This is a genomic window from Luteimonas lutimaris (assembly GCF_039537065.1).
GTDB classification, from domain to species: domain Bacteria; phylum Pseudomonadota; class Gammaproteobacteria; order Xanthomonadales; family Xanthomonadaceae; genus Luteimonas; species Luteimonas lutimaris.
In genome coordinates this window covers 75,003-91,322 of sequence record NZ_BAAAZU010000008.1, presented here as the reverse complement: position 1 = coordinate 91,322, position 16,320 = coordinate 75,003, and the positions used below count along the sequence as shown (strand labels likewise).

General features: G+C 69.6%; 10 protein-coding genes. 5 read left to right on the top strand and 5 right to left on the bottom strand.

The annotated features are described in order from the left end of the window. Positions 1-72 precede the first annotated feature (72 nt). A complete protein-coding gene (locus ABD679_RS09130; RefSeq protein WP_425561878.1) occupies positions 73-534 on the bottom strand; it encodes an REP-associated tyrosine transposase in 462 nt (153 codons plus the stop codon). A 182-nt stretch (positions 535-716) separates the two neighbouring features. Continuing rightward, positions 717-3,026: an NADP-dependent malic enzyme gene (locus ABD679_RS09125; RefSeq protein ID WP_344759662.1), complete on the bottom strand. Its 2,310-nt coding sequence runs from the start codon at positions 3,024-3,026 to the stop codon at positions 717-719. A 119-nt stretch (positions 3,027-3,145) separates the two neighbouring features. On the opposite strand from ABD679_RS09125, the gene ABD679_RS09120 reads away from it, so the two are divergent. The 5 genes from ABD679_RS09120 to gltS all read left to right on the top strand — a co-directional run bounded on the left by ABD679_RS09120 (position 3,146) and on the right by gltS (position 9,932). Continuing rightward, positions 3,146-4,489 carry a hypothetical protein gene (locus ABD679_RS09120; protein WP_344759661.1) on the top strand — a complete coding sequence of 448 codons (1,344 nt, stop codon included), beginning with the start codon at positions 3,146-3,148 and terminating at the stop codon, positions 4,487-4,489. Between the two features lie 417 nt (positions 4,490-4,906). Next, a complete protein-coding gene (gene dgcN / locus ABD679_RS09115) occupies positions 4,907-5,959 on the top strand; it encodes an N-acetyltransferase DgcN (protein WP_344759660.1) in 1,053 nt (350 codons plus the stop codon). Then, on the top strand, positions 5,944-6,972 hold the full coding sequence (gene dgcA / locus ABD679_RS09110) for an N-acetyl-D-Glu racemase DgcA (protein WP_344759659.1): 1,029 nt from the start codon (positions 5,944-5,946) through the stop codon (positions 6,970-6,972). Before dgcN ends, dgcA begins: the two co-directional genes overlap by 16 nt. Before the next feature lie 68 nt (positions 6,973-7,040). Continuing rightward, complete coding sequence (locus ABD679_RS09105; protein WP_344759658.1) at positions 7,041-8,651, top strand: N-acyl-D-amino-acid deacylase family protein; 1,611 nt, start codon at positions 7,041-7,043, stop codon at positions 8,649-8,651. A 48-nt stretch (positions 8,652-8,699) separates the two neighbouring features. After that, on the top strand, positions 8,700-9,932 hold the full coding sequence (gene gltS / locus ABD679_RS09100; RefSeq protein WP_344759657.1) for a sodium/glutamate symporter: 1,233 nt from the start codon (positions 8,700-8,702) through the stop codon (positions 9,930-9,932). Here gltS and ABD679_RS09095 read toward each other — a convergent pair. From ABD679_RS09095 to ABD679_RS09085, 3 genes are all read right to left on the bottom strand, one after another. Continuing rightward, a complete protein-coding gene (locus tag ABD679_RS09095) occupies positions 9,904-11,121 on the bottom strand; it encodes a serine hydrolase domain-containing protein (protein ID WP_344759656.1) in 1,218 nt (405 codons plus the stop codon). The genes gltS and ABD679_RS09095 overlap by 29 nt on opposite strands. A 41-nt stretch (positions 11,122-11,162) precedes the next feature. Further along, the gene (gene ggt / locus ABD679_RS09090; protein WP_344759655.1) at positions 11,163-12,905 is read right to left on the bottom strand and encodes a gamma-glutamyltransferase; all 1,743 of its coding nucleotides are present in this window, start codon (positions 12,903-12,905) and stop codon (positions 11,163-11,165) included. A gap of 124 nt (positions 12,906-13,029) precedes the next feature. After that, positions 13,030-16,149, bottom strand: a complete 3,120-nt coding sequence (locus tag ABD679_RS09085; protein WP_344759654.1) for a TonB-dependent receptor plug domain-containing protein — start codon at positions 16,147-16,149, stop codon at positions 13,030-13,032. Positions 16,150-16,320: the final 171 nt, after the last annotated feature.

The window sequence follows — 16,320 nt, the reverse complement described above, 5'->3', positions numbered from 1 at the left end:
GCTGATCAGGCACCAGACCCAGTACCAACCCCGGCTGGCGGGTTGCGGGGATACATAGAATCTCCTACAGAATCAGGGGGATATCCAGACGGCATCCCAGAACGGATAGTCGCCGACGCGCGACACCAGCCTTGCGCGGACAGGATTCATGACGAGATAACGCGCCGCGGCAAGCAGGTCCCCCTGCTTGCGGAGCGCATGATCGTGATAGCCGGTCGCCCAGACGCGCCCGGGAATCGGATGCCGCTGCCGCAGGCTGCGTGCACTGGCACCCTTCACTCGTCGCGTGCAATCGGCCAGCAAGACGCCATCGCCAAGCTCGACCAGGCCATGCCAGTGGTCCGGCATCAACACCCACGCGAGCAACCTGCTCTCATGCCACGCCGAAGAGTTGGCCATCAGCCGCGCGGCATCGGAGGCGACCGGCCAATCGATGAAATGCGGTTGTCGGCGTGCCGTCGTGAACGTCACCAGATAGATCCGGCCCGCCTCCGACCACCGTCCCCGGCGCAGCGCCTGGTGTCCTGCTCCCATGGAAGCAGCGTGCAGGATGGAGTGGTTGGCGTGTATCGGCCAATGCCACCCCGGCGCGTCAGGAAACCCCTCGTTCTTCTGTAGGAGCGGCTTCAGCCGCGAGCTTTTTGTTTTCCCAATGACAGAAGAATCAAGAGCTCGCGGCTGAAGCCGCTCCTACAGGTGTCTTTTGCGTTCGCGGCCTAGCTCCCGTCGCGCTGGAGCTTCCGGATCTGCGCTTCCACCGCGACGATCGCGGTCATGTTGACCACGCGGCGGGGGGTGGCGGCGGCGGTGAGGATGTGGGCGGGCTGGTCGGTGCCCATCAGGATCGGGCCGATGGCGACGCCGTCGGTCATCACCTTGATCATGTTGTACGTGATGTTGGCCGCGTCCAGGTTGGGCATCACGAACAGGTTGGCGCGGCCCTTGAGCGTGGTGTTGGGGAGCATGCGCCGGCGCATGTCCTCCAGCCAGGCAGTGTCGCCCTGCATCTCGCCGTCCATGTCCAGGCGCGGGGCGCGGCGGGCGAGGATCTCGCGGACCTTGCGCATCTTCGCCGCGGAGGCGTTGTCGTGGCTGCCGAAGTTGGAGTGCGACAGCAGCGCCACGCGCGGTTCGACGCCGAACAGCTTGAGCCGGTAGGTCGCCTGCAGGGTGCTTTCGGCGATCTGCTCGGCGCTGGGGTCGAGCTGCACGTGGGTGTCGAGGAAGAACCACAGGCCGGCGTCGTTGATCACGCCGGTCATCGCCGAGGTGCTGGTGACGCCGGGATCGAGGTCGAACACGCTGCGCAGGTAGCCCAGCTTCTTGTGGAAGCGGCCGACCAGGCCGCAGATCAGGCCGTCGGCCTCGCCGCGCTCGACCATGATCGCGCCGATCAGCGAGGGCCGCGAGCGCAGCAGGTTCTTGGCCGCGTCCGGGGTGACGCCGCGACGTTCGGTGAGCGCGTGGTACTGGCTCCAGTACTCGTGGAAGCGCGGGTCGTCGTTGATATTGGTGAGGTCGAAGTCCTCGCCGGCGCGCAGGCGCAGGCCCAGGCGCTCGATGCGGTTCCCGATCACGTCCGGGCGCCCGATCAGGATCGGCCGCGCCAGCTGTTCGTCGACCACGGTCTGCACCGCGCGCAGCACCGTCTCTTCCTCGCCCTCGGCGTAGACCACGCGCTGCAGGTCGGCGCGGGCGCGCTCGTACACCGGCTTCATCATCAGGCCGGTGCGGTGGATGAACTGGCCGAGCTTCTCGCGGTAGGCGCGCATGTCCGTGATCGGCCGCAGCGCGACGTCGGACTCCATCGCCGCCTCCGCCACGCACGGGGCCAGGGTCGTCAGCAGGCGCGGGTCGAACGGGCGCGGGATGATGTAGTCGGCGCCGAACGAGGTCACCTCGCCGCCGTAGGCGCTGCCCAGGTCGGAGGATTCCATCTGCGCCAGCTTCGCGATCGCGCGCACGCAGGCGAGCTTCATCGCTTCGTTGATCTCCGTGGCGCCCACGTCCAGCGCGCCGCGGAAGATGTAGGGGAAGCACAGCACGTTGTTGACCTGGTTCGGATAGTCCGAACGGCCGGTGGCGATGATGCAGTCCGGGCGCACGGCCTTGGCCGCCTCCGGCAGGATTTCGGGATATGGATTGGCGAGTGCGAGGATGATCGGCCGGTCGGCCATCGTCGCGACCATGTCCGGCTTGAGGATGCCGCCGGCGGACAGGCCGAGGAATATGTCGGCGCCGTCCACGACTTCGGCCAGCGTGCGCTTGTCGGTGTCGACCGCGTAGCGGGCCTTGTCCGGGTCCAGCCCGGGGCGGCCGGCGTGGATCACGCCTTCGCGGTCGAAGGCGATGATGTTGGCCTTGTCCACGCCCAGCGCGACCAGCATGTCCAGGCAGGCGATGCCGGCGGCGCCGGCGCCGGTGGTGGCGACCTTGACCGTGGCGATGTCCTTGCCGGCCACCTGCAGCGCGTTGAGTATCGCGGCGCCGACGATGATCGCGGTGCCGTGCTGGTCGTCGTGGAACACCGGGATGTTCAGCCGCCCGCGCAGCTTGCGCTCGACGATGAAGCACTCCGGCGCCTTGATGTCCTCGAGGTTGATGCCGCCGAAGGTGGGCTCGAGCGAGGCGATGATCTCGACCAGCTTGTCGGGGTCGTGCTCGTCGATCTCGATGTCGAACACATCGATGCCGGCGAATTTCTGGAACAGCACGCCCTTGCCTTCCATCACCGGCTTGCCGGCCAGCGGGCCGATGTCGCCCAGTCCGAGTACGGCGGTGCCGTTGGAGATCACCGCCACCAGGTTGCCGCGCGCGGTGTAGTCGCTGGCCTTGGTGGGATCGGCGGCGATTTCCTCGCAGGCGTAGGCCACGCCCGGCGAGTAGGCCAGCGCCAGTTCGCGCTGGGTGACCATCGGCTTGGTTGCGGCGACCTTGATCTTGCCGGCCGGGGCGAGGCGGTGGTAGTCGAGCGCCGCGGTGCGGAAATCTTCGGCGGACTCGGGGGCGGGCTTCTGGTCGGACATTTTGGTTCGCACGGCAGGCAATGCCGACGATTCTAGCGGTCCCGGCAGGGGTTTTCCCCATGTGTCCCGCGCCGCCGCCGTTCCCTATCGTGGAACCTCCCCTGCCGCGAGACACGCTGATGTCCCCTCCGATCCGCCCGATCCCGCTGCCGGATCCGCCGCTCCCCCCGCAGTTCCCGACGCCCCCCACCGAGGTTTCGCGCCCACCCGGCGTGCCGTACGGCACCGGACCGGACGGACAGCCCAAGTCCGAGGCACAGCTGCTGGCCGAGTTCAAGGCGGCGCTGAACCTGGCCAACGCCAACGGCGACCTGTCCACGCTCGATGCAGTGGACAACTTCCGCCAGACCCTCACGCCCGAGTTGCAGCGGGAGTACGACGCCCAGCTGGAGGCGCTGCGCAACGACCCGCGCATCGAATTCCAGTACGAGCCGGGCGTGGAGCGCAACCCGGCGCTGGAGGACATGACCCTGCGCGGCATGGCCGCGGCCACGTTTGGCAACCCCGGGATCATGGACAGCACGATCGCCGAGGCCGTGCGCAACAACGACACCTACAACGGCGGCCCGGAGGGCGACGGCCACATGGTGCTGCGCTTCTACGACGGTCCCGCACTGACCGACGACGGCAGCGAGGCCGCCGGCTGGGCGATGTACGGCGCCGGCCACATCCGGATGGACGCCAACTACACGATTTCCGCGCTGAGCAAGGGCGACAGCGTGCCGCAGCACGAGTTCTCCCACTTCATGCAGGGCTACAGCCAGCGCGAGGGCCAGGACAGCATCTTCCCGGGCGATTTCCCATACGAAGACGAGATGCTTTCGGCGCTGGCATCGACTGACTTCGTCGAGCGTGGCGGCGAGACCTGGCCCGACCTGCAGAACCGCTTCCGCCAGTATCCGGAAACCCTGGCGGCCGAGCATCCGGAGATCTACCGGATGATGGCCGAATATGCCGGCTACGACCCGTTGACCCGGCAATCCAGCCCGCCGGTGCGGCTGGACGGCACCGGCGATGTGCAGTCGGCCTCGACCACGCTGCAGCAGTATTTCAGCCAGGTCGGCGGCGGCGACGACTACATCACCGTTGGCGAACTGCAACGGATGCTGGACAACCCGAATTTCGACCTGCCCACCGAGGTGCGCGCCGCCGCTGCGTTCCTGCTCAGCAGCCCGACGGCGCGCTTCGTCGTGGACACTGCCTCAAACGGCAACGCGGACGTCGATGGGCGGATCAGCCTGGGCGACCTGCAGGCGGTGGACAGCCTGGTCGATTCCCGGGAGTACGCCTACTTCCTCCTCGATACCGCTTCGGGCGTCGGCGGGCGTGATGGCTACATCAGCCGCAACGATGTCATGGCAGCACTGTCCGACCCGGGCATCCCGCCGGAAATCCGCGGGCAGATCCAGGACATCCTGCAGAACAACCCGCAGCTGCACCTCGGGTTCGGCGTGCGCTACTGATCCGCCGCCGCGCGCCCGGCGACCAACCCGCACCCTGGAAGGCCGATCCACATCGGCCTTTCTTTTGCCTGCATGCCGTGCCCCCGTGCGCCGGCCAGGCCGCATGGCACACGCCGACGGCGAACAGCGGGACACCCGCATCGGCCATCCGTTGCCACGCCGGATCTGGTTCGCCGGCGTGGTGTCCCCGCAGCGACTGGAGGCGTGACGGCGACCTTCCCGCGGGTCCGCGCATAACCCGCGGTTATGCACGGCCTGCGTCTTTTCAATGGCCGGCCGGCGGGGCAGTGGCTAAGGTGGATTGCCTGCCGCGCGGGGCTGCCCCGGGCGGCACACCGACGCGGCATGCGGCGCAGCGTCGCTCCTCACTCGACGGCCGCGCCTTCCCTACATCCACCACCGGATCGTCCTCGACCCATGCCTCCAACCGCCACGCTCGCCCCGGCGCTGCCCGAAACCGGCTGGCCGCCGCCCTACCTGCTCTACCTGGGCAACGCACCGGACCACCTCGCGGCCAAGACCGCGCGCGGCTTGGCGCAGTGGCGCCCGCAGTGGTGCGTGGGCCAGTTCCGCGGCCCCGACTGCAGGACCACGCTCGGCCTGCCCGACATGGGGTTCGAGGAAGCCGTCGCGGCCGGTGCCAACACCATGATCGTCGGCGTGGCCAACGCCGGCGGGCGGATGGACGCCGGGACCGTGCAGGACGTGGTCGCGGCGCTGGACGCCGGCATGAACATCGCCTCCGGCCTGCACCAGCGGCTGTCCTCGCATCCGGCGATCGTGGAAGCGGCCGGACGCAACGGACGCTGCCTGTTCGATGCACGCCAGCCGCCGCCGCTGGCGGTGGGCAACGGCGCCCGCCGCGCCGGCCGCCGCCTGCTGACCGTGGGCACGGACTGCTCGGTCGGCAAGATGTACGCCACCCTGGCGATCGAGCGCGAGCTGCAGGCGCGCGGGGTGCGCGCGGACTTCCGCGCCACCGGGCAGACCGGCATCTTCGTCGCCGGCGCCGGGGTGCCGATCGACGCGGTGGTGGCGGACTTCATCTCCGGCGCGGCCGAATGGATCTCGCCGGCGCGCGAGGACGGCGGCTGGGACCTGATCGAGGGACAGGGCTCGCTGTTCCATCCGTCCTACGCCGGCGTCTCGCTGGGCCTGCTGCACGGCTCGCAGGCCGATGCGCTGGTGCTGTGCCACGAACCCGGCCGTGCGCACATGCGCGGGCTGCCGCACTACCCGGTGCCGGACCTCAAGGCGTGCCTGGAAGCGAACCTGCAGGCCGCGCGCCTGACCAACCCCGACGTCATCGCCGTGGGCGTGGCGGCCAACACCTCGCACGCGCCCGACGCGGAAACCGCGGCGCGGCAGTGCCGCGAAATCGAGGACGCGCTGGGACTTCCCTGCGAGGACCCGGTGCGCACCGGTACCGCACGCATCGTCGACCGGCTGCAGTCATGCTTCGCGGACTGAGCGCCGAACACCGCAGCTGGCCGCTGGCCTCGCCGTTCCGCATATCGCGCGGGGTCAAGCATTCGGCCGAAGTGGTGATGGTCGAGATCGCGCAGGACGGCTGCCGCGGCCGCGGCGAATCGGTGCCCTACGCGCGCTACGGCGAAACCGTCGAGTCGGTGCTGCAGCAGATCGAAGACGTGCGCACGGCCCTCGCCCAGGGCGCATCGCGCGCGCAACTGGCCACGCTGCTGCCGGCCGGCGCCGCGCGCAACGCCGTGGACGCCGCGCTCTGGGACCTGGACGCGCAGCTGGCCGGGACGTCGGTGTGGTCGCTGCTGCGGCTGGCGCCGCCGCAGGTGCTGACTACGGCGCTGACCGTCAGCCTCGACACGCCCGAGCGCATGGGCGAGGCCGCCGCGCGGCTGGCATCGGCGCGGCTGGTCAAGGCCAAGGTCGACGCCAGCGCGCCGGTCGCGCAGATCGAGGCGGTGCGGCGGGCGGTTCCCGACGCGCGCCTGATCGTCGACCCCAACGAAAGCTGGAACATCGACCTGCTGCGCGAACTGCAGCCGGCGCTGGCCAGTTTCAACGTGTCGCTGGTCGAGCAGCCGCTGCCGGCGGCCGACGACGACGCTCTGGAAGGCTTCGAGCCGGCGGTGCCGATCTGCGCCGACGAGTCCTGCCACGTCGCCGCCGACCTGCCGCGCCTGCGCGGCCGCTATCAGGCCGTCAACATCAAGCTCGACAAGACCGGCGGGCTGACCGAGGCGCTGGCACTGCGGGCGGCGGCGCGCGCCAGCGGGTTCCAGGTCATGGTCGGCTGCATGGTGTGTTCGTCGCTGGGCGTGGCGCCGGCCTTCCTGGTGGCGCGCGGAGCCGACTTCGTCGATCTCGACGGTCCGCTGTGGCTCAAGGCCGACCACGACGGCGGCGTGCGCTCGCACAACGGCGCGCTGCAGCCGGCGGTCGCCGGCTTCTGGGGCCAGGCCGAAGACCTTGCCGGCGCCGACGCGGCGGTCGGCGCGCGGTGACGGCCACCCGGCGCACGCGTCCGGCTCCGACCCACGCCCGCGCCACGCGCCGCGGATGCAGATGGAAGATGGCGCTGCTCGTGGCCGCCGTCCTGCAGGCCGGCTGCGCGCAACCGCAGCGGCCCGCGCGGCCGGTCGCCGACATCGTGCTGCTCGGCGGGACGGTCCACGACGGCAGCGCGGATGCGCCGCGGCAGGCCGACGTGGCCGTGGTCGGCGACCGCATCGCCTACGTCGGCCCGGACGCCGCGTCACGCTTCCGCGCGCGGCGCAACCTCGACGTGCACGGCAGGATCGTCGCGCCCGGCTTCATCGATCCGCACACGCATCCGGACCGGTTCATCCGCTCCGACGACGCCACGCAGCGCCTCAACGCGCCGTGGCTGTTTCAGGGCGTGACCACGGTCTTCATCGGTTCGGACGGCTCGGGCTCGCCAGACATCACGGCGCAGCGCGAGTGGTTCGCAAGCCACGGTGTCGGTACCAACCTGGCGATGCATGTGGGCTTCGGCGCGGTGCGCTCGCGGGTGCTGGGCCAGGACGACCGCGCGCCGTCCGCACCGGAGCTGCAGCAGATGCGCGGACTGGTGGCCAGCGCCATGTGCGAGGGCGCGTTCGGCCTGTCGACCGGGCTGTTCTACGCGCCGCAGAGTTTCGCCGACACCGACGAGGTGGTTGCGCTCGCGCGCGAGGCCGCGCTGCGCGGCGGGATCTACGACACCCACCAGCGCGACGAGTCGTCCTACGGCATCGGCCTGCTCGGCTCGGTGCGCGAGGTGCTGGAGATCGGGCGCCGCGCCGGCATCCCGGTCCACTTCTCCCACATCAAGGCGCTGGGCGTCGACGTGCAGGGCCAGGCGGCGGACGTCATCGCGCTGATCGAACAGGCGCGCGCGTCCGGACAGCGGGTGACCGCCGACCAGTATCCGTGGCTGGCCTCGGGCACCCACATGGGCGCCGCGCTGCTGCCGCGCTGGGCAGTCGACGGCGGCCGCAAGGCGCTGCTGCAGCGGCTGCAGGACGACGCGACGCGCGCCCGCATCCGCGGCGAAATGGTCGACAACCTGCGCCGCCGCGGCGGCGCCGACGCGCTGCTGCTGACCGGCAGCGGCTGGCCGTGGACCGGCAGGACGCTGGACGAGATGGCGCGCGAATGGGACATCGATCCGGTCGACGCCGCGCTGCGCATCATTTCGGAAGGCGGCGAGCGCACCGGCGCGCAGCGCGCGGCGCGATCGGCCGACCAGGTCGCCTCGTTCAACATGCGCAAGGACGACGTCGACCTGTTCATGCGCCAGCCGTGGGTGATCACCGGCTCGGACGGCAGCAACGGCCACCCGCGCCAGTACGCGACCTTCCCGGAGAAGTACGCGCGCTACGTGAAGCGCGACCACGTCATCGGCGTCGACGATTTCATCCGCCGCTCCAGCGGACTGAGCGCCGACATCCTCGGCCTCGAGGACACCGGCTACCTGCGCGAAGGCTACTTCGCCGACATCGTGGTGCTCGATCCCGGGCGCTATGCACCGATGGCCGACTACGTGCATCCGCGCGAACTGTCGCGCGGCGTCGACCATCTGCTGGTCAACGGACAGCCGGCGATCCTCGACGGCAAGCTGACCGGCACCGCCGCCGGCCGCGTCCGTCTCCACGCTCCCACGCCCGGGACCTGTCCGTGACGCTCCGCGCACGCCAGACACCGGCCGCATCCGAACCGGGGAATCCACATGCTTGAATTGAACGCGGTGCAGACCGTCGCCTTCGGCGGCCTTGCCCTCTTCCTTGGCTACGCGCTGTGCCGGGTGATCCCGGTGCTGGGCCGCTACAACCTGCCCGCGCCCGTGATCGGCGGGCTGGTGGTCGCGCTGGTGGTGCTGTGGGCGCACGGCCGCGACACGGTACTGTTCCAGTTCGACACCGCGCTGCAGGGGCCGCTGATGGTGGCCTTCTTCACCGCCATGGGCGTCAACGCCAGCGTCGCCCTGCTGAAGATCAGCGGGCGGCAGGTGATGGTGTTCCTGGCGCTGGCGTCGGGGTTCGCGGTCGTGCAGAACCTGGTGGGCATCGGCGTGGCGACGTCGTTCGGGCTGGACCCGATGTTCGGCGTGCTCGCCGGATCGGCCACGCTCACCGGCGGGCCGGCCACGGGACTGGCGTTCGCGCCGCTGTTCGAGAAGGCCGGGCTGGTCGGCGCCGAATCGATCGCCATCACCTCGGCGATGGCCGGCATCGTCTGCGGCGGCATCGTCGGCGGCCCGGCGATCACCGTGCTGATCCGGCGCCTGCGCCTGAAGACCGAGGGCGGCGATGCGACCACCGAGGCCGTCGAGGTCCCCGCGATGGTCGCGGAGGAAATCGACGTCGCCATCGGCGAGGGCGTGGTCGTGGATACCGAGGCGGCGCGCGAGTTCAACGCGCTCAAGAGCATCGTGGTGATCCTGATCGCGATGTGGGCCGGGGCATGGGTGGGCAAGGGCTTCGATTCGCTCGGCCTCACCCTGCCCGTCTACATCGGCGCGATGCTGGTGGGCGCGGTGATCCGCAACCTCGACGACCGCACCGGCTGGGTCGGCCTGTCGGTGCAGACCACGGACCTGATCGGCAACGTCTGCCTGGCGCTGTTCCTGGCCGTGGCACTGATGAACCTCAAGCTGTGGGAACTGTCGGGGCTGGCACTGCCGCTGGTGGTCAACCTGGCGATCCAGGTCGCGCTGGTGGTGGCGTTCTGCATCCCGGTGTTCCGCATCATGGGCCGCGACTACGACGCCGCGGTGATGGGCGGCGGCTTCATCGGCTTCATGCTCGGCACCACCGCCAACGCGATGGCGGTGATGCGCACCCTGGTGCTGCGCTACGGCGCCGCGCCGCGCGCGTTCCTGGTCGCACCGCTGGTGGGGGCGTTCTTCATCGACTTCACCAACGCGCTGATCATCACCGGGTTCCTGAACTTCTGGCCGTAGGGGCGAGCGGGGATGCCTGCTCCGCCGCCGGCGCGTCCGCGGCGCGCGCGATGAAGTGCTCGTACAGGGCCCTGTTGACCTCGGTCCGCACTTCCATGTCCCGGGTGCCGTTGGTGATCACGACGAAGCCGTACTTCTTTTCCGGGTCGAAGAACATCGAGCTGTACAACCCGTAGGCGGATCCGGTGTGCCCGGTGAGCACGACGCCGGGCACCAGGGTGCTGTCGGTGCGGATGGCCAGGCCGTAGCCGGAATCCGCGTCCACGTCGACGGTGGGCGTCTGCATCTGTTTCGCATGTTCGGCCGAGATGATCCGCGCGCCGTTCCATTCGCCCAGGTTCATGTGCATCAGCATGTATCGGGCAAGGTCGGTCGCGGAGATCTTGACGCCGCCGGTCGGCGAGAACACCGGCGTGTCGTAGCCCATCGCGTAGCCGTCCAGCCGCTCGCCCAGCGGTGCGTACGCCTGGTCCGAGCGCACGAAGCCCTCGCCCTCGCGCCAGCGATAGATCTGCGCGAAACGGCCGGCATCCAGTGCCTCGGGCACGTAGCCGCCGTACAGGCCGAGCGGATCGAGCACGTGCGCCTTGACGTAGGCGTCGAAGCGTTCGCCCGAGACCCGCTCCACGATCGTCCCGACCATGTTGTAGCCGAGGTTGGAATACTCGTACGCCGCGCCCGGCGCGCGGTCGGCGTAGCGGTCGCGCCAGTCCTTGCCGGCACCGGGATTGATCAGGTCGAGGCTGCCGTAGGTCTTGCCGTCGGTGATCGACGAGGTGTGGTTGAGCAGCATCGCGAGCGTGATCGGCCGGTCCGGGAAGCGGGGATTGCGCACCGGGAAACCGACCAGGTCGCCGACGTCCGCATCCAGCGACAGCCGGCCCTGCTCCACCAGCTGCAGGATGCCGGTCGCCGCGAACGACTTCGAGATCGAAGCGATCCGGAACAGGTCGTCCCCGTCGAGGGGAATCCTGCGCTCCCTGTCCTTCCAGCCCAGGCTGTTGCGGTAGACGATCGCATTGTCCCTGACCACCACGACCGCCAGGCCCACGGTGTCGTGCGCGGCCATCAGCTGGCCCAGGCGGTCTTCGATGTTTTCCTGCGCGATTGCCGGCACCACGCCGGTCCACGCCAACACGACTGCCGCGCAGAGCGCCAGCGCGCGCCCGGCCTTGCTGCCCTGCTTCATGCTCCCACCCCTTTGTTGCGGGCCGTGCCCGGAAAGGTCGTCTACTGCGCGACGGCGGCGGCACCCGGGCGGCGCGGGTCGGCGGCGCCTTCGACGCCGTCCGTGGTGCGCATCAGGGTCTGGGTGCTGCCGATCGTTTCGTCCTGCGACACCTCGTGCCCGCGCGCCTGCAGCAGGCGCAGCGTGTCGGGGCTGAAGCCGCGCTCGACCCGCAGTTCGCCGCTGCGCATTTCCTGGTGGATGCGCGGCATGCTGGTGGCCTCGGCGATGTTCATGCCGAAGTCGACCACGTCGACGATGGTCTGCATCACCGTGCCGGGGATGGTGTTGCCGCCCGGGCTGCCGGTGACCATCCACAGCTCGCCGTCCTTGAACAGCATCGTCGGCGACATGCTCGACACCGGGCGCCGGCCCGGTCCCAGCAGGTTGGCCATGGTCCTGGCCGCGTCCTTGCCCGCCCTCGCCTGCGCGCTGGTCGGGAAGTTGCCGATCAGGTTGCCGAGCAAGAAGCCGGTGCCTTCGACCATGACCCCGCTGCCGAAGTCCGAACCCAGCGTGTAGGTGTTGCTGACCGCGTTGCCGTCGGCGTCGATCACGGAGATCTGGGTGGTCTCCTTGCTTTCGTACTGCCACGGGTCGCCGGGCGCGAGCTGCGGCGCGGGCAAGGTCTTGTCCGGCGACATCAGCTGCGCGCGCTGCGCGGCGTACTGCTTGGACGTGAGCCCGCCCACCGGGATGTCCGAGAAACCGGGGTCGCCGGCGTAGCGGCTGCGGTCGGCCCAGGCCAGCTTGATCGCCTCGGCCATCGCGTGCAGCGCATCGGCCGATCCCGCGCCGGCCTTCGTCAGGTCCCGGGTCTCGAGGATGTTGAGCATCTCGATGACGCTGGCGCCGCCGCCGCTGACCGGCGGCATGGTGGCGATGCCGTGGCCGCGGTAGCTGCCCAGCAGCGCGTCGCGCTCGATCGCGCGATAGGCGGCAAGGTCGTCGCGGGCGATCAGGCCGCCGTGCCTGGCCATGCCGGCCGCGAGGCGCTCGGCGATCGCGCCGCGATAGAACGCGTCCGCACCGTGGTCGGCGATCTGCTGCAGCGACCACGCCAGGTCCGCCTGCACCAGGCGCTCGCCCGCGCGCAATGCGCTGCCGTCCGGATGCAGGAACACCTTCGCGCCGGCCTCGCTGCGCGCCAGCCGCTGCCTGCCCCAGTCCAGCGCGTAGGCCTCGTCGCGCGACAGCACCAGGCCGTCGGCGGCCAGGCGGATGGCCGGCTGCAGCAGCCGCGCCCACGGCAGGCGGCCGTACTTGCGGTGCGCGAGCGCCAGCCCCGCCACCGTGCCGGGCACGCCGGCGGCCGTGTAGCCGGCGCTGTCGCCGACCACCTTGCCGTCCTTGTCGAGGTAGCGGTCGAGCGTCGCCGCGGCCGGCGCCATCGAACGGTAGTCGATCGCGATCGTGCGTTCTTCGCCGGCCAGGTACACCAGCATGAAACCGTCGCCGCCGATGTTGCCGGCGCGCGGCAGCACCACCGCCATCGCGAATGCCGTGGCCACCGCGGCATCCACCGCGTTGCCGCCGTCGCGCAGCACCTGCGCGCCGATTTCACTGGCGACCGCGTTCTGGCTCACCACCATGCCGCGGTCGGCATGCACGGGCTTGTGGATCGCCTCGTAGTTGAGCAGCTGCCGCGTCTGCGCCACCGCCGGCGACAGGCCGGCGAACGTGGCCAGCACCGCCACCAACACGCTGGCGATCCGCAGCCGGCGCGTCAAGCCTTCAATGCGCATGTGTTTCTCCCGGACACGGGACAGGCACCAGATGCAGCTACGGGAGCGGCCGTGGCCGCGATGACGCCCCCGGCAGGAGAGCCTGCCGCGGCCATGGCCGCTCCCGCGTGTGTGTCATCCCGGCCTACTCGAATTCCTTGGTCAGGGTCAGGTAGTAGCCGCGGCCGCGGGCGCTATGCACCTTGGTGTAGAAGCCCGACGTCGTCGGTCCCAGCGGCGGATCCTTGTCGGCGACGTTGTTCACGCTGAAGCGGATCGCGGAGTTCGCCAGGAAGTTGCCCGTCTCGCGGAAGCTGCGCTCCAGATAGACGTTGGTCGTGCTCCAGCTGGGCACCTGGTAGAGGTTGCCCTCGTCGTCTTCGGCGCTGGTGGATTCGAAGCGGTCCACGTAACGGGTGAAGGTGCCGATCTTCCAGCCGTTGCGCTGCCAGGACGCGCTCAGCGACGCGCGCCATTCCGGCGTGCCGTTGTAGCCCACCAGGCTGCCGGCCTGGCTGATGTTGAAGCCGTCGTCGATGAGGCCCTGCGCCTGCGCCTCGAGGATCATCTCCTCGTCGGCGGTCGGCTCCTGGGTCATCTCGATCAGGCGCGAGGCGTTGAGCTGGATGTTGAAGGTGCCGGCGTTGTCGGTTGCCAGGCGCCAGTTGGCCGAGAAGTCGAGGCCACGCGTCGTGCGCGGCAGGCGGTTGATGTAGATGTCGTTGATCTGCGCGACCGTGCCCACCGGTTCGAGGCCGGTGCCTTCGAACTGCGCGATGCGGGCGTCGTCCGGATCATTGCGGATCACCGCCGGGTTGTACGAGCCCTGCATGCGCAGCACGTAGTCCAGTGCCAGCTGGGTGCTGCCGCCGAGGATGCCGATCACGTCTTCCTGCTGGATCGACCAGTAGTCCGCAGTCAGGGTCAGCTTGCCGAAGCCCTCGGGCAGGAAGGTGGGCTGGAACACGAACCCGGCCGACCAGGTATCGGCGGTTTCCGGCTCCAGGTCCTGGTTGCCGCTGCGCTGCTCGACCGTGCTGTAGCTCTCGCTGCAGCGGCTGATGCTGTCGATGTCGCCGTTGCGGATGTCGGCTTCGCAGACGTAGTAGTCCGTCCGCGTGTTGCTGACGCTCATGTCGTTGGCGTTGGTAAGCATGATGTTGGGCGCGAGGAAGCTCTGCGACCAGCTGGCGCGCATCATCAGGTCGTCGGTCAGGCCCCAGGCGAGGGCGACCTTGGGCTTGGCCACGCTGCCGAAGTCCGAGTAGTGCTCGTAGCGCCCGGCCAGCTGCAGGTCGAGATAGCGCATCAGCGGCACGCCCATCTGCGGCGAGACCAGCGGCACCGCCAGCTCGGCGTACACCGAGCTGACCGTGCGGTCACCCTCGTTGTCGGGCGCGGGGCTCGCGCCGAGGATGTCGCTGGTGACCTGCCCGGTGACCGGATCGGTATAGGTGATCGTGCCGTCGTGGTGGACGTCGCGGTCGTCGGTGAGCGTCTCGCGACGCCATTCGACGCCCGCCGCCATGCCGACATCGCCGGCCGGCAGGCTGAACAGGTCCTCGCGCAGGAAGCGCGAATCGACCTGGAACAGCGTGCTGCGGCTCTTGCGGATCACCGGGATGGTGAACGAGGCGATCGTGTCGGCGTCGCTGGGCGTGCCGTCCGGCGCGTTCCAGTCCAGCGGGTCGCCGCCGTTGAAGGGGTTGTAGGCGCCGGGATCGCTGCGCCCCAGCGCTTGCGTGAACAACGTGTTGCTGATCGATCCGTGCTGCGCGTCGCGGGTCTTGGCGGCCGAATACAGCACCGCGCTTTCCCAGTCGAACGAGCCGAGCATGCCGCGCACGCCGGCCACGACCCGGTAGGCCTCGTCGTCGACCGTGTACGGACGCGACGTGTCGGTCGGGCGATAGCTGACCATCCTCACGTCCAGCCCCTCTTCCGGCGCGTCGATGCCCGGCAGGCGGTTGGGGTTGAGCGAACCGTCGGGCAGGTACATCGCGCCGAACGGGTTGTAGTAGTTGGTCTTGGGCACCACGATCGCGGCCGAACCCACCGGTGCGGCCTGCTCGCGCATGCTTTCGTAGCGGGAGCGGTAGTAGCTGGCCTCGCCGAACGCGACGAAATTGTCGTTGATGTCGTGCTCGACGGTACCGAACAGGTTGCGGCGCTTGATCGCGCCGAGCAGGTTGCGCTGGGTGGCAGCGTTGAAGCGCAGCTCGCGCGGAAGCGTCGAACCGGAGGCGATGCAGGCGTTCGGATCGACCGATGCACCGCACTCGTTCGTGCCCGGTTCCATGTGGAAATAACCCGAGGCGCTGGTGACCAGCTGCCCGTCGCGGTGGACCGCAACCTTGTCGAAGGTCTGGAACGTGCCCCAGGACGTCGCCGACAGGCGGTCGTCGAACGCGGTATAGCCTTCGAACGGCGTGCCTTCCAGCCATGGGCGCCGATCCATGTTCGCGCTGTACCAGCGCTCGGAATCGGCCAGCTCGGAGCGGTCGGTATAGCCGCCGAGCAGGGTCACCCGGGTGCGGCCGTCGTTGAACCAGTGGCCGGCCTTGAAGTTCACGTTGCCCTCGCGGAAGTCCGTGCCTTCGGAGCCGCCGTACTTGGTCTGCACCTTGAAGCCCTGGTAGGTGGTGTCCATCACCACGTTCATCACGCCGGCCACGGCGTCGGAACCGTACAGGGCCGAGGCACCGCCGAGCAGGGTTTCCATGCGCCGGGTGCCGTACAGCGGGATGGCGTTGATGTTGCCGGTCTGGCGCGGGACGAGGTTTTCGGTCTGCGTGCCCGGATGCGGCACCACGCGGCGTCCGTTGACCAGCAGCAGCGTGTTGCCGGTGCCGATGTTGCGCAGGTTGATCGAGCCGACGTCGCCGCGCGCGGCGTTGATGTTGGCGGCGGTGTCGGTGTTGTCGAACAGGATGTCTCCGACCTGCGGCAGGGTCTGCAGGAGTTCGTCGCCGGACACCGCGCCGGTGTCGGCGATCTCGTCCTCGCCCAGCACGATGACCGGGGCCATGCCGGTCTCGCTATTGCCGGCCAGGCGGCTGCCGACCACCACGACCTTGTCCAGGTCGGTGGCCTTCGGCGCGGCCTGGGCGGCGGCGTCGGGCGACGCGGGTTCGGCCGGTTCGGCCTGCGCGGGCGCGGCCTGCTGCGCGGCGGGCGCGGCGGCGTTTTCCTGCGCGAACGCGGTGGCGCTCATGCCGCTGATGACGGCGCAGAACAGGACGGTTCTTCTGAAGTGGCGGGTCATGCTGGCTCCCTCGGATCGAGCTTCTATGGCCGGCGGCGGGGCCAGCCAGGATGGTCGTGATGACCCGAGGGTGGCAGTGGCCCCGCGGCTTGTCGTCCAGCTTTTCCGGCCATCGGTATAACCCCGGGCTATGGACATCCATTACCGCCGGTTATGCCCCATGCAAGCCAA

What these genes read in the sequence shown, in the direction of transcription:
- ABD679_RS09130 (WP_425561878.1), bottom strand. Translation starts at nt 534, where the DNA reads ATGGGAGCAGGACACCAGGCGCTGCGCCGGGGACGGTGGTCGGAGGCG.
- ABD679_RS09125 (WP_344759662.1), bottom strand. Translation starts at nt 3,026, where the DNA reads ATGTCCGACCAGAAGCCCGCCCCCGAGTCCGCCGAAGATTTCCGCACC.
- ABD679_RS09120 (WP_344759661.1), top strand. Translation starts at nt 3,146, where the DNA reads ATGTCCCCTCCGATCCGCCCGATCCCGCTGCCGGATCCGCCGCTCCCC.
- dgcN (WP_344759660.1), top strand. Translation starts at nt 4,907, where the DNA reads ATGCCTCCAACCGCCACGCTCGCCCCGGCGCTGCCCGAAACCGGCTGG.
- dgcA (WP_344759659.1), top strand. Translation starts at nt 5,944, where the DNA reads ATGCTTCGCGGACTGAGCGCCGAACACCGCAGCTGGCCGCTGGCCTCG.
- ABD679_RS09105 (WP_344759658.1), top strand. Translation starts at nt 7,041, where the DNA reads ATGGCGCTGCTCGTGGCCGCCGTCCTGCAGGCCGGCTGCGCGCAACCG.
- gltS (WP_344759657.1), top strand. Translation starts at nt 8,700, where the DNA reads ATGCTTGAATTGAACGCGGTGCAGACCGTCGCCTTCGGCGGCCTTGCC.
- ABD679_RS09095 (WP_344759656.1), bottom strand. Translation starts at nt 11,121, where the DNA reads ATGAAGCAGGGCAGCAAGGCCGGGCGCGCGCTGGCGCTCTGCGCGGCA.
- ggt (WP_344759655.1), bottom strand. Translation starts at nt 12,905, where the DNA reads ATGCGCATTGAAGGCTTGACGCGCCGGCTGCGGATCGCCAGCGTGTTG.
- ABD679_RS09085 (WP_344759654.1), bottom strand. Translation starts at nt 16,149, where the DNA reads ATGACCCGCCACTTCAGAAGAACCGTCCTGTTCTGCGCCGTCATCAGC.